Source organism: Algirhabdus cladophorae, from assembly GCF_044772865.1.
GTDB lineage: Bacteria > Pseudomonadota > Alphaproteobacteria > Rhodobacterales > Rhodobacteraceae > Algirhabdus > Algirhabdus cladophorae.
Genome location: NZ_CP173029.1, coordinates 2,383,020 through 2,395,359, shown reverse-complemented (window position 1 = coordinate 2,395,359; position 12,340 = coordinate 2,383,020). Strand labels below are relative to the sequence as shown.

The window sequence follows — 12,340 nt, the reverse complement described above, 5'->3', positions numbered from 1 at the left end:
GCATTCTGTCGCATTGGTGATGTATGGTAAGGAATATGGTTTATCTATGGGGCACCGAAATTCTGCCGCATGAGGCCCAAACCATGGAAACACTACTGCTGTCGCGCATTCAGTTTGGTGCGAATATCTCGTTTCATATCCTTTTCCCAACGATTACCATCGCGTTGGGCTGGGTTTTGTTGTTCTTTAAGCTGCGTTTTAACGCCACGGGCAACCAAAAATGGATGGAGGCCTACCTGTTCTGGGTCAAGGTTTTCGCCCTGAGTTTTGCAATGGGCGTGGTGTCTGGCATCACAATGTCTTTCCAGTTCGGCACAAACTGGCCCGGATTTATGGAAAAAGTCGGCAACATTGCGGGGCCTTTGCTGGCCTATGAAGTGATGACAGCCTTCTTCCTAGAGGCAGTTTTCCTTGGCATCATGCTATTTGGCGCCAGTCGCGTTCCCAACTGGGTGCATACCCTTGCGACCTTTTTGGTGGCCTTTGGGACGACCATGTCGACCTTCTGGATTATCGTGTTGAACTCATGGATGCATACCCCGGTTGGCTTTGAAATGCGCGATGGTGTGGCCCATGCGACCGATTGGTTCGCCATCATCTTTAATCCGTCGATGCCCTATCGATTAATCCATATGTTGCTGGCCTCTGGCTTGACCGTGGCGTTCCTCGTTGCTGGTATCTCGGCCCTGCGCCTGTTGTGGAATGACCGCAAGGAAAGCGTAAAAAGTGCGCTGCGTGTGGGTATCATTCTGGCCGCAGGTCTGATCCCTGTTCAGATCTTCATGGGCGACATGCATGGCTTGAATACGCTGGAATATCAGCCTCAGAAAGTCGCGGCCATGGAAGGCAATTGGGAGACCCAAGGCAATGTGCCGCTGCTGCTTTTCGCTTTGCCTGATGAGGAGGCGCGCGAGAACCGCTTTGAGGTTGGTATCCCGAATATGGCGTCTATCATTCTCAAGCATAAATCAGAGGGCGTCGTCCCGGGGCTCAACGACTTTGTCGCAGAAGATGGCACAGTCATGCACCCGCCCGTGGCCCCTGTATTCTGGAGCTTCCGCATCATGGTTGGTACCGGTATGGCGATGCTGGCACTGAGCTGGGGTGGTGTTTACCTGCTGCGCCGTCGCGGTGCAGCCTATATGCCCAAACCGGTGCTCTTTGTCTTTGCGTCCATGTCCTTCTCTGGTTGGATCGCAACACTGGCAGGCTGGTACACCACTGAAATTGGCCGTCAGCCGTGGCTGGTCCAAGGTGTTCTCAGCACAAAAGAGGCCGTGGCCGCAGTCCCCGCCCCGATGGTTCTGACCACACTGATCATCTACCTGACGGTCTATGCGGCGCTGATTTTGGCCTACATGGGGACAATCACCTATCTGGCCTACAAAGCGGCCAAGGGTCAGCCCCTCAGCACGCGTCAATATCCCCGCTCGGGCGAGGCTGAACTTCAACTCCTGCAACCGGGGGAATAAATGATGGAACTCTTTGGTGACCCCGCCGTCTGGCTACCCCTGACTTTTGCAGGCCTAATGGGGCTGTCGATCCTGATCTATGTGGTCTTGGACGGATTTGATTTGGGCGTTGGCCTTTTGATGCCGCTCTCGGAAGATGATGAAAAGGATCGTCTGGTGGCCTCAATCGGTCCGTTTTGGGACGCCAATGAAACATGGCTGGTTCTGGCCATTGGCATTTTGCTGGTGGCATTTCCGGCGGCGCACGGGGCTATTTTGACGGCGCTTTATTTGCCTGTGGCCCTGATGTTGGTTGGCCTCATCCTGCGCGGCGTCAGTTTTGAATTTCGGGCCAAGGCGCCAATTCAGCAAAAGACGTTCTGGAATGGGATGTTCTTTGGTGGCTCGCTGCTGGCGTCACTCTCCCAAGGGTTCATGTTGGGTATGTATGTGATGGGTCTGACATGGACATGGAACCACGTGTTTTTTGCCACGCTCACTGCTGTGTTCCTGACCGTCGGCTACAGCTTTATTGGGGCCGCATGGCTGATTGCGAAAACCGATGGGCCGTTGCAGGAAAAAGCAGTCCGATGGGCCAAGGGTGGCATCTGGGGGCTGTTGCTGGGGATCGGAGCCATCTCTTTGGCGACGCCCTATGTGAGCCCGCGGATTTTTGACAAGTGGTTTGACTTTCCGCAAATGCTGTATCTTGCGCCGTTCCCGATCCTGTCGGCAGCTTTGCTGGGCTTTTTGTGGTGGAAGTTACAACGTCTGCCCATGGCCGGGGATCGATATGTCTGGACCCCGTTCGCAGCGACTATGGCCCTTTTCACGCTCAGCTTTGGCGGTATGGCCTATAGTTTCTACCCCTATGTGGTCCCTGAAAAGCTGACGATTTACGAAAGTGCCTCAGCCCCGGAAAGCCTGATGATCATTTTGGTGGGCACCTTGTTCGTATTGCCAGCAATTTTGGCCTACACTGCGTTGAGCTATTATATCTTTCGCGGCAAGGCGACCGAACTGCGCTACGACTAGTTTTTGACTGCGATTGTTTGGCGCAACGCGCCGCTCTCGCGGTCAAAGATCATAATCTTGTCTTGATCTGTGACGACGGCATACCAGTCACTGCCTTGGGTAAAGGCAGTGACGCGCACTCCGTCGGGCAATGTGATTTGATCGGGCAGGGTCACCGCAGGTGCGCCACCCCAGAAGCGGATGACAAAGAGCGCAATCATCACTACAAGGCCCACAATCATGACGGCGGTCAGGCCAGTGACCAACCGTCGTAAAAACCGAATGTTGGCCGGTTCCACCGGTGTTGGGGTCTCGTCCATGTCCAGTCTCGTGTCATTTACCATCGCGGATGCGCCGCCTAAGCGCCTTGATAAGGCCTTGGCCCGTGATGTGCCAGAGGCAGCATCTCTCAGCCGGTCCCGCCTCGCCAAATTGCTGGAAAGTGGCGCAGTGCAAGTCAATGGCACTGTGGTGCGCGATCAAAAGGCAAAAGTCGCCGCAGGCGACGCGATAGAGATCGACGTGCCCGTGGCCGCCGACAGCCATATCGGCCCGGAAGACATCCCGCTGGATATTCTGTTTGAGGACGATGATTTGCTTGTCGTCAACAAGCCTGCGGGTATGGTGGTGCATCCAGCACCTGGATCGCCAAGTGGCACATTGGTCAACGCGCTGTTGCACCACTTTGGCGATAACCTTGCCGGTGTGGGCGGTGAAAAACGCCCCGGAATTGTGCACCGGATCGACAAGGACACCAGTGGTATCTTGGTTGTGGCCAAAACCGATGCCGCCCACCACGGGCTTGCCAAACAATTTGAGGCCCATACGGTCGAGCGTAAATATACGGCCCTTGTCTACGGTATTCCCGACGCAAACGATCCGCGATTGCGCGGCGTGAAGGGCGTCAGTTTTGAACGCGGAAATATTATGAAAATCACCACGCAACTGGCCCGTCATCGCACGGACAGGCAACGCCAGGCGGTTTTGTTTAACGGTGGTCGGCATGCGGTCACCCGCTCGCGTATTGTTGAAACCTTTGGCAACCCTGAGGTTCTGACACGCATCGAATGCTGGCTAGAAACCGGACGGACCCATCAAATCCGGGTGCATATGACCCACGCAGGGCACGGATTGGTCGGAGATCCAACCTATGGGGGACGGCGCAAACTGCCGCAGAAAGCTGTGTCAGAGGCGGCGCACGTGGCCATACGCGATTTTCCGCGGCAGGCCTTGCATGCGGCCGTGTTAGGGTTTGAGCACCCGATAAGCCTTGAAAATATGAGGTTTGAGGCGCCTTTGCCAGAGGATTTGACGGAATTGCTGCGCGCAATATCGGCCTAACCGCAGGTCAACTGCGCGTGAATGCACATTACAGTCACTGGAAACTGACTGAAAATTCACCATTTCTTAATCCAAGAGTAACAAACCTGCGTTAACGTCTTGAAAAGGACGGAGGCGCTCACCATATCGATGTTAACGAGATAAACATCGACCCAAAAGGGGGACTGACTTATGGCTAATTATGCAAATCTACCGGCACCCACACCAGAGGGCGGCCTGAACCGCTATTTGCAGGAAATCCGCAAGTTCCCGATGCTGGAACCACAAGAAGAATTTATGTTGGCCAAAGCATGGGTTGAGGAACAAGATACCTCGGCGGCCCACAAAATGGTGACATCACACCTGCGCTTGGCCGCTAAGATTGCCATGGGCTATCGCGGCTATGGCCTGCCTCAGGCCGAAGTGATCTCGGAAGCAAACGTTGGCCTTATGCAGGCAGTCAAACGTTTTGACCCCGACAAAGGCTTCCGCTTGGCGACTTATGCAATGTGGTGGATCCGCGCCAGCATTCAGGAATATGTGCTGCGCAGTTGGTCCATGGTCAAATTGGGCACGACCTCTGCGCAAAAGAAGTTGTTCTTCAACCTGCGCAAGGCAAAGGCCAAAATCGGCGCCTTGGAAGAGGGGGATCTGCGTCCCGAAAACGTGGCCCTAATTGCCCAGCAGCTGAACGTGACCGAAGACGAAGTGGTGTCGATGAACCGGCGCATGTCCGGTGGCGATGCCTCTTTGAATGCGCAAGTGGGCTCCGAAGGCGAAGGTACAATGCAATGGCAGGATTGGCTGGAAGATGAAGATGCCGATCAAGCCACAGATTATGCCGAACAAGACGAGTTGGACACACGTCGCGAAATGTTGGCGGCCGCTATGGACGTGTTGAATGATCGTGAAAAAGATATCCTGACCCAGCGCCGGTTGGCCGATAAACCCGTGACCCTCGAGGATCTCAGCGGCCAATATGACGTCAGCCGCGAGCGGATCCGTCAAATCGAAGTGCGTGCCTTTGAAAAATTGCAGGCGCGGATGGTTGAACTGGCATCTGAAAAGGGCCTTTTGCCCGCAGCGTAAGGTTCATCAAAGATTGAAAAATTTATCCCCGTCGGTGCTTCCGGCGGGGATAAATTTTGCAAAGAAGACATAGGCTGGTAGGCTGAGATCATCCACATGAGGACTGCTATGGAAAAGCCAGTAAGATGGGGCGTTTTGGGGGCCTCAAAGTTCGCGCGCCAGCATATGGCCCCCGCGATTCACGCAGCAGATGGCGCCGTTTTGGCAGGGCTTGCCACATCGGATCCGGCAAAAGCCGCCCCATTTGTGGCGTTTCAGCCAGATTTGCAGGTTTTTGGTGATTATGAAGCGTTATTGGCCGCGTCGGACATAGATGCTGTCTACATCCCTCTACCCAATCATCTGCATATCGAATGGGCTCACAAGGCCCTTGAGGCGGGTAAGCATGTTTTGTGCGAAAAGCCGATTGCGCTGCAGGCAGACGAGATTGATGCACTGATTGCTTTGCGCGACAAAACCGGGTTGCTGGCTGCCGAGGCCTATATGATCGTGCACCACCCCCAATGGCAGCGCGCCAAGCATTTGCTGCAGGACGGGGCCATAGGCGAACTGATGCATGTCGAAGGGGTGTTTACCTACAACAACGCCGCAGACGTGGGAAATATTCGCAATCGCCCAAATGTAGGCGGCGGCGGCATTCCAGATATCGGTGTCTACACCTACGGGGCCACGCGGTTTATGACTGATCAGGAACCGCAGGCGATCACCCATGCAGACCTCACTTGGGAAAACGATGTGGATGTCGTCGCGCGGGTCTCTGCTCAATTTGATGGATTTACCGCCCATTGGGTCAACTCGATGCGCATGCACCCTTTGCAAGACATGACGTTTCACGGGGATGAGGGGATTTTACGTCTAACCGCGCCGTTCAATCCCAATGTTTTTGATGGGGCAAAGATTGAAATTCATCAGACGGGCAACGCCGTACGCGTCGAGCGGTTTCCCTCAGACAATCATTACAAACTGCAGGTCGAGTCATTTTGCCAGTCGGTCCGCACAGGCGCGCCTTATGCGTGGACTTTGGAACAGGCTCGTGGCACCCAGTTGATGATTGACCGGGTGTTTGAGGCCGCCAAAAAGGATATTTAAAATGGACGATGGATTTGAGATGAACGAACCGCGCGAGGGGCAGGTCAAAGAGAGCCTGTTGATGCGTTTGATTTGGATGATTGTGATCGCCGTGATGTTGTCGTTTGCGCAAACGGTGTTAAGTTTTGTGACTGTCGTGCAATTCATCATTATGCTGCTCAATAACCGCGAACCCAATGAAAGGATTGCGGATTTTGGCACAGATCTGGGGATTTGGGTGGCTAAGGCTGCGCGCTATCAAACGGCGGCCTCTGAGGTGAAACCATGGCCTTGGACCGAATTGGACTAACCCCATGGCATCAGATGCAGTTTTTTGGAGCAAGGCAGCTCGCAAATACGCGGCCTCGGCCATCGCTGATCCAAAAGCCTATGCATATACTTTGGAATTGACCAAAGAGGCCTTGAAGCCAACGGACCGTGTTCTTGAGCTCGGCTGCGGAACCGGTAGCACTGCGGTTGAACTGGCGCCATTGGTGGCGGACTATCTGGCGACGGATTTTGCAAAGGGCATGATTGAGATCGCAGCCGAGCGTCAGGCCGAAGCAGATATACACAATTTGACCTGTGCTGTGGCAACCCCGGCTCAGGCGGCGACCAAAGGGCCTTTTGATGTGGTTTTGGCGCTGAACCTGTTGCATCTAGTCGATGACATTGAAGGGGCTTTGGCAGATGTTGTGCAGGCCACCCAGTCCGGCGGACTGTTTATCTCGAAAACAGTCACCAAACCTGCGGGACGGTTGCCACTGAAGATCAAACTGATTTTGGCCGTGTTGCCCCTTGCCCAATGGTTGGGCAAAGCGCCGTTTGTTCGGTTCGATGATGCAGCGACCCTAGAGGCCCGCCTGACCCAAGCGGGGTTCGAAATCCTCCAGTCCCACATAGACGACGGACCTTTGGCGCGCCACTATGTGATAGCACGCAGGCTTTAATCTTCCAGCGCTTCCAATTCGTCGATCAAGCCACTGATCATGCTGAGGCCTTTGTCCCAGAACGCGGGATCGCTGGCATCTAAGCCGAAGGGCGCTAGCAGTTCCTTGTGATGTTTTGAGCCGCCTGCCTTGAGCATGTCGAAATACTTGTCTTGGAAGTCGGCATCGCCTTCCTCGTAGACTGCATAAAGTGCGTTTACCAACCCGTCGCCGAAGGCATAGGCATAGACATAAAACGGCGAGTGCACAAAGTGTGGGATGTAGGCCCAGAACGTCTCGTAGCCCTCTTGGAAATTGAACACAGGACCCAGGCTTTCGGCCTGCACAGACATCCAAAGCGCGTTGATGTCGTCTGGTGTCAGCTCACCTTCCGCACGGGCGGCGTGGAGTTTGCATTCGAAGTCATAAAAGGCGATTTGGCGCACAACCGTGTTGATCATGTCCTCAACCTTGCCTGCCAGCATGGTTTTGCGTTCTTCCTTGGTCTTGGCCCCTGCCAACAATTTGCGGAAGGTCAGCATTTCGCCAAACACGGAGGCAGTTTCAGCCAAGGTCAAGGGTGTGGAGGACAGCATCTCGCCCTGTTCAGCGGCCAAAACCTGATGCACGCCGTGGCCCAGTTCATGGGCTAAGGTCATGACATCGCGCGGTTTTCCCAAGTAGTTCAGCATCACATAAGGATGTACCGTCGTCACTGTAGGGTGCGCAAAGGCCCCCGGTGCTTTGCCGGGTTTCACACCTGCATCGATCCAGCCTTTGTCGAAAAATGGCTCGGCCAATGCGCCCATTCGCGGATCAAAGGCCGTATAGGCGTCCATCACCGTCTCGCGGGCTTGGGTCCAATCCACTAGCTTAGGGTCGTCCATAGGCAGGGGTGCGTTGCGATCCCAAGTCTCCATAGTTTCAAGGCCTAACCATTTGGCTTTCAACGCATAATAGCGGTGGCTGAGCTTGGGGTAGGCGGCGACGACGGCGTTGCGCAGGGCCTCGACAACTTCGGGTTCTACGTGATTGGCCAAATGGCGGCCAGCCTGCGGGCTGGGCATTTTGCGCCAAGTGTCTTCCACGGATTTCTCTTTAGCCAATGTGTTGTGAACGCGGGCAAAGAGGCGGATGTTGGATTGGAAAACGCGAGCCAATTCATGGCTGGCGGCCTCACGTTTGGCACGGTCCGGATCGGTCAGCAGGTTCAACGCGCCTTCGATGTTCAACTCTTCACCGCCAACGGTGAAGGTTAGAGCCGCCATCGTCTCGTCAAACAAGCGGTTCCACGCGGCAGACCCGACAGTGGATTGGTCGTGCAAAAAGCGTTCCAACTCGTCCGACAGTTGGTGCGGTTTCATCGCACGCATGCGGTCAAACACCGGCTTGTAGCGGGCCAGATCGGCGTTTTCGGCCAGTAGGTCGGCCAGATTGCCCTCGTCTAAGCGATTGAATTCAAGAGAGAAAAAGACCAAAGGCGTGGTGAAATTGGTAATTTTGTCCTGCATGTCGGCCATGAACTTGGCGCGGTCACCATCTGTGGTCATTTGGTAATATTGCAGACCTGCAAAGGACATGATGCGCCCTGCAATGATGTCGATGGCCTCATAGTCTGTCACACATTTAAGCATGCCAGCGGCGTCTAGGTTGGCCAAATTGCCTTCATAGCTGCTGGCGAAATCAGCGCAGGCTTTTTCCAACCAATCCAAATCGCGGGCCAGTTCGGGGCTGTCCGGGCCGGGGTACAGGTCGCTCAAATCCCATTCTGGCAAGTCGCCAAATTCGCCTGAGGCGGCAGAGGCGTTGGCATCAAAGAGGGGGTATTTGAAGAATGACATGGGCGAGGAACCTTCTGGTAATGTGTCTGTCTTAGGTAAGGCTGTGGCAGCAAACCCTCAAGAGAGGATTAAAACTTAAAGAGCTGAGCAGGGTTTTTCACGAGTATTTGTTCGCGATGTGCCGTGGATGTGACGACACGGTGGAACGCGTCCAGCATATGGGCGGTTTGGGGCATGTCTGCGTCGCCTAGCATCAAATGCGGCCAGTCAGATCCCCAAAGGCAGCGTTCTGGGTTGGCGGCGACCAGTGTTGCGACCAGTGGATCGGTTTGCGTGTAGGGCGCTTGGCTGAACCGGTAAAGCGCCGAGAGTTTGATCCAGATTTTACCGGTTTCCAACAGGCGAAGGAGGCGTTGAAATCCGGGTTCATCTGGTCCAGCAGGGACATCGGGCCAGCCAATGTGATCAAAGACCAGATCGACGGGAAGCGCGCGCGCGCCCGCCTCTAACTGGTCCATATGATTGTGGGCGTTCATCAGCATTTGCACATGCAAGCCGCGTTCGGCCAGTCGCGGGGCCATGGTTTGCACGCCCTCCCATGACAACACGCCACCATGCACATAGTTCAAGCGCACGCCAGCCATGTTCCAGTCTACAAATTGATCCAACTCGGCGTCGGGTGCAGCATCGGTCACAAGGCCGATACCTTTGAACCCTTCGCCCATCCGGTGCACGGCCTCAACCGTTACCGAATTGTCGGCGCCATGCAGAATGGAATGCACGATCAATCCACGTGAGCAGCCTAAATTCTCTAAGTGGGCGCGGTACATATCCAGCCATGTGTCCAAATCAAATGGTGCTGGATCCTCGACCCTTTTGTCCCACAAGGGAAACGCGCCAGAGCCGTCAATCAGATGCACATGGGCGTCGCAGGCCCCATCGGGCGCGCGGTCCAGCGGCGGCTGTAGGGGCAATGGGGCAGGGCCTTGGGGCAGGGTCATGATGGCGTCCTTTCAGCCGTACTGTTCCAACATCGCGTTCAGATCGTCCAGCGTATTCGCCTCGGCCAATGGTTTGTCCTGCCGCCAGCGCAGCATGCGCGGAAAGCGCAGGGCAACGCCGGACTTATGACGCGGGCTTTTCTGGATGCCCTCGAAGGCGATTTCGAACACGTGGTGCGGCGTGACTTGGCGCACGGGGCCAAAGCGTTGCAACGTGTTCTTGCGCACCCAGGCGGTGATCTGGCGAAATTCTTCGTCCTTGAGACCGGAATAGGCTTTGGTAAAGGGCACCAGTTCCTCACCCTTCCAAACGGCAAAAGTGTAGTCAGTGAACAGGTTTGCCCGCCTGCCGTGGCCTGCTTGGGCATAGATCATAACCGCATCAATGGTCAGGGGATCGACTTTCCATTTCCACCAATCGCCTTTCTTGCGGCCAGCCAAGTAGGGGCTGTCCAAGCGTTTCAGCATCAGGCCTTCCGAGCCAATTTCGCGGGATTTGGCGCGTTCCGTCGCGAGATCCTTCCAGGTTTTGGCTTGGATGGGGGGCGAGGTGCGCAGGGGCACTTGGGCGGGCAGGCTTTGGACCAGATCGTCAAGCAGCTTACGTCGCTGTGCCAAGGGCCGTTGGCGCATGTCTTCGCCCTGCCATTCCAGCAGATCGTAGGCCATGAGGATCACAGGGGCCTCGGTCAGCAGTTTCTTCGGCACAGTCTTGCGGCCTATGCGTGATTGCAGGGCGTTGAAAGACAGTGGTTTTTCATCGGCAAAAGCGAGGATTTCGCCGTCCAAAACCGTCCCTGCGGGGACAAAGTTAAGGAAGTGTTGAAATTCGGGGAAACGGTCGGTCATCAAGTCTTCGCCGCGCGACCAGACATGATGCTCGCCCTCACGCAGGATCACCTGCCCGCGAATGCCGTCCCATTTGTGTTCGGCTTGCCAGTCGGTGACCGGGCCAAGGGTTTCAGGCGCCGCCTCAAGTCCGTAGGCCAGATAGAACGGATAGGGCTTCGACAGATCCGCCGATGGGTCGTCATCCAATACCAAGTGTTGATAGCTGGTTGTGGCAGGGGTCCATTTGCCCATCAATTTGTGGGTCAGAGCCGCTTCATCCTGCCCCGTGGCTTGGGCCAAGGCGCGGGTCATCAGTTTGGTGGAAACGCCAACACGGAACCCACCTGTGAGGAGTTTGTTAAAGAGGAACCGTTCTGTGGTATCCAAACTGTCCCACGCCGCCAAAACGCCTGTGCGCTTGCCGTCCTCGTCCAAAGTGCTGAGGTCTTGCAGCCGTTTAATCCAATGGGTCAGGGAATGGTCTGAAATGGATTGCGGTGGGGGCAGCACAAGCGCGATGGTTTCGGCAAGATCGCCCACAATCGGATAGCTTTCCTCGAACAGCCACAACGGAATACCACCCCGATCCGCTGCCCATTGGCGCAGAAGTGTGGTTGTAATGACCCGCTTGGGACGTCGCGAGGAGAAAAGGGCGATGCACCACAGCTTGTCATCCTCGCTTGCCTCCTCGAAATAAGCGCGCAAGGCTTTGGTTTTGACGCTGGTCCGCGTGGTCTGGTCCAAGGCGTTGAAAAGCTGGGCAAAACGTTTCATTCTGTTTCCGCCTCAGTATCGTCTGCATCTTCATCGCCAAACTCGGTTTGCACAACGCGGGCATCATAGCCTTGCTCGGCCAGCCACTTGGAAAAGACGGATGTATAGCCGTGGGTGACATAAATCGTCTCGGCCCCTGTGGCCTTGATGGCCGTGTTCAGTCCGTCCCAATCGGCGTGATCGGACATGATAAATCCGCGATCCGCCGCCCGACGCCGCCGTACCCCGCGCAGGGCCATCCAGCCGCTGGCAAAGGCCGTGGAATGATCGCCAAACCGCTTGCCCCAGCCGCTGCCAAGGGCCGAAGGCGTGGCCAGTACCAACGCGTTGCGGCGGGTTTTGGTGTCAGTGTCTTTCGTCACCCGCTCGGTCGTGGCGAAGTGGAACCCTTGGGCGCGCAGCACCTCGTTGGTGTTCTCGATCGCCGCGTGACACAGGATTGGTCCGATGTCTGGGTTTACTAGTGATAACAGGCGCTGGGCCTTGCCCAAAGCATAAGCGGTCAGGATCGAAACGCGCCCCTCGGCAGCGTTAGCCGCCCACCAATCGTTGATCTGCTGGGCGAGGATGTCCTGAGGCGTCCATTTGAACACCGGTAGGCCAAAGGTGCTTTCGGTGATAAAGGCGTGGCATTTTACGGGCTCGAACGGCTCGGACAGACCATCATCCACAACCTTGTAATCGCCAGCAGCCACCAGAATCTGCCCCTGATGTTCGATCCTTATCTGGGCGGAACCGGGCACATGGCCTGCGGGATGAAACGAGACATCCACATCACCGATGCGCGTGGTGGTGCCGTAATCCGTGGTCTGCAGATTGATGTCACCCAATCGGTGCCGCATCACAGGGGCCGAGCTGGCCGTGGCCATATAATGCCGGTGTCCCCAGCGGGCGTGGTCAGCATGGGCATGTGTGATCAAGGCGCGCTCTACCGGCAGCCATGGGTCGATATAGAAATCCCCCTGTGGGCAATACATGCCTTTTTCGGTGAAGGTCAGAAGTTCGGCCATGATCAAATGATAGCCCATCAAAGCCTGCTTGCAATGGTATGCAATGGGTGTAGTTTCGGCCCAAACAACAAA

At 55.7% G+C, this 12,340-nt stretch carries 12 protein-coding genes; 7 read left to right on the top strand and 5 right to left on the bottom strand.

Annotation, left to right across the window (positions count from 1 at the left end; all coding sequences use genetic code 11):
• Positions 1–35 precede the first annotated feature (35 nt).
• Both ACIRQ6_RS11435 and ACIRQ6_RS11430 read left to right on the top strand, forming a co-directional pair.
• Entirely contained in the window at positions 36–1,472 is a 1,437-nt protein-coding gene (locus ACIRQ6_RS11435) for a cytochrome ubiquinol oxidase subunit I (protein WP_420860716.1), read from the top strand.
• Between the two features lie 3 nt (positions 1,473–1,475).
• On the top strand, positions 1,476–2,486 hold the full coding sequence (locus ACIRQ6_RS11430; protein ID WP_420863900.1) for a cytochrome d ubiquinol oxidase subunit II: 1,011 nt from the start codon (positions 1,476–1,478) through the stop codon (positions 2,484–2,486).
• Here the strand turns inward: ACIRQ6_RS11430 and ACIRQ6_RS11425 are convergent.
• A complete protein-coding gene (locus ACIRQ6_RS11425; protein WP_420860715.1) occupies positions 2,483–2,785 on the bottom strand; it encodes a DUF6476 family protein in 303 nt (100 codons plus the stop codon). The two genes, ACIRQ6_RS11430 and ACIRQ6_RS11425, sit on opposite strands and share 4 nt — an antisense overlap.
• On the opposite strand from ACIRQ6_RS11425, the gene ACIRQ6_RS11420 reads away from it, so the two are divergent.
• The 5 genes from ACIRQ6_RS11420 to ACIRQ6_RS11400 all read left to right on the top strand — a co-directional run bounded on the left by ACIRQ6_RS11420 (position 2,784) and on the right by ACIRQ6_RS11400 (position 6,892).
• Positions 2,784–3,806 carry an RluA family pseudouridine synthase gene (locus ACIRQ6_RS11420; protein WP_420860714.1) on the top strand — a complete coding sequence of 341 codons (1,023 nt, stop codon included), beginning with the start codon at positions 2,784–2,786 and terminating at the stop codon, positions 3,804–3,806. The two genes, ACIRQ6_RS11425 and ACIRQ6_RS11420, sit on opposite strands and share 2 nt — an antisense overlap.
• A 171-nt stretch (positions 3,807–3,977) precedes the next feature.
• On the top strand, positions 3,978–4,874 hold the full coding sequence (gene rpoH / locus ACIRQ6_RS11415) for an RNA polymerase sigma factor RpoH (RefSeq protein ID WP_420860713.1): 897 nt from the start codon (positions 3,978–3,980) through the stop codon (positions 4,872–4,874).
• A gap of 108 nt (positions 4,875–4,982) precedes the next feature.
• Positions 4,983–5,963: a Gfo/Idh/MocA family protein gene (locus ACIRQ6_RS11410; RefSeq protein WP_420860712.1), complete on the top strand. Its 981-nt coding sequence runs from the start codon at positions 4,983–4,985 to the stop codon at positions 5,961–5,963.
• Position 5,964: 1 nt separating this feature from the next.
• A complete protein-coding gene (locus tag ACIRQ6_RS11405; protein WP_420860711.1) occupies positions 5,965–6,252 on the top strand; it encodes a DUF4389 domain-containing protein in 288 nt (95 codons plus the stop codon).
• 4 nt (positions 6,253–6,256) lie between these two features.
• A complete protein-coding gene (locus ACIRQ6_RS11400) occupies positions 6,257–6,892 on the top strand; it encodes a class I SAM-dependent methyltransferase (RefSeq protein WP_420860710.1) in 636 nt (211 codons plus the stop codon).
• Here the strand turns inward: ACIRQ6_RS11400 and ACIRQ6_RS11395 are convergent.
• From ACIRQ6_RS11395 to ACIRQ6_RS11380, 4 genes are all read right to left on the bottom strand, one after another.
• Entirely contained in the window at positions 6,889–8,712 is a 1,824-nt protein-coding gene (locus tag ACIRQ6_RS11395) for a M3 family oligoendopeptidase (RefSeq protein WP_420860709.1), read from the bottom strand. The two genes, ACIRQ6_RS11400 and ACIRQ6_RS11395, sit on opposite strands and share 4 nt — an antisense overlap.
• Before the next feature lie 68 nt (positions 8,713–8,780).
• Positions 8,781–9,653 carry an amidohydrolase family protein gene (locus ACIRQ6_RS11390; protein WP_420860708.1) on the bottom strand — a complete coding sequence of 291 codons (873 nt, stop codon included), beginning with the start codon at positions 9,651–9,653 and terminating at the stop codon, positions 8,781–8,783.
• Positions 9,654–9,665: 12 nt separating this feature from the next.
• Positions 9,666–11,258: an ATP-dependent DNA ligase gene (locus ACIRQ6_RS11385; protein WP_420860707.1), complete on the bottom strand. Its 1,593-nt coding sequence runs from the start codon at positions 11,256–11,258 to the stop codon at positions 9,666–9,668.
• Entirely contained in the window at positions 11,255–12,268 is a 1,014-nt protein-coding gene (locus tag ACIRQ6_RS11380) for a ligase-associated DNA damage response exonuclease (protein ID WP_420863899.1), read from the bottom strand. Before ACIRQ6_RS11380 ends, ACIRQ6_RS11385 begins: the two co-directional genes overlap by 4 nt.
• Positions 12,269–12,340: the final 72 nt, after the last annotated feature.

Excerpts from the sequence above, each read along its gene's own strand:
- ACIRQ6_RS11435 (WP_420860716.1), top strand. The coding sequence starts at position 36 with ATGGTTTATCTATGGGGCACCGAAATTCTGCCGCATGAGGCCCAAACC.
- ACIRQ6_RS11430 (WP_420863900.1), top strand. The coding sequence starts at position 1,476 with ATGGAACTCTTTGGTGACCCCGCCGTCTGGCTACCCCTGACTTTTGCA.
- ACIRQ6_RS11420 (WP_420860714.1), top strand. The coding sequence starts at position 2,784 with ATGTCCAGTCTCGTGTCATTTACCATCGCGGATGCGCCGCCTAAGCGC.
- ACIRQ6_RS11425 (WP_420860715.1), bottom strand. The coding sequence starts at position 2,785 with ATGGACGAGACCCCAACACCGGTGGAACCGGCCAACATTCGGTTTTTA.
- rpoH (WP_420860713.1), top strand. The coding sequence starts at position 3,978 with ATGGCTAATTATGCAAATCTACCGGCACCCACACCAGAGGGCGGCCTG.
- ACIRQ6_RS11410 (WP_420860712.1), top strand. The coding sequence starts at position 4,983 with ATGGAAAAGCCAGTAAGATGGGGCGTTTTGGGGGCCTCAAAGTTCGCG.
- ACIRQ6_RS11405 (WP_420860711.1), top strand. The coding sequence starts at position 5,965 with ATGGACGATGGATTTGAGATGAACGAACCGCGCGAGGGGCAGGTCAAA.
- ACIRQ6_RS11400 (WP_420860710.1), top strand. The coding sequence starts at position 6,257 with ATGGCATCAGATGCAGTTTTTTGGAGCAAGGCAGCTCGCAAATACGCG.
- ACIRQ6_RS11395 (WP_420860709.1), bottom strand. The coding sequence starts at position 8,712 with ATGTCATTCTTCAAATACCCCCTCTTTGATGCCAACGCCTCTGCCGCC.
- ACIRQ6_RS11390 (WP_420860708.1), bottom strand. The coding sequence starts at position 9,653 with ATGACCCTGCCCCAAGGCCCTGCCCCATTGCCCCTACAGCCGCCGCTG.
- ACIRQ6_RS11385 (WP_420860707.1), bottom strand. The coding sequence starts at position 11,258 with ATGAAACGTTTTGCCCAGCTTTTCAACGCCTTGGACCAGACCACGCGG.
- ACIRQ6_RS11380 (WP_420863899.1), bottom strand. The coding sequence starts at position 12,268 with ATGGCCGAACTTCTGACCTTCACCGAAAAAGGCATGTATTGCCCACAG.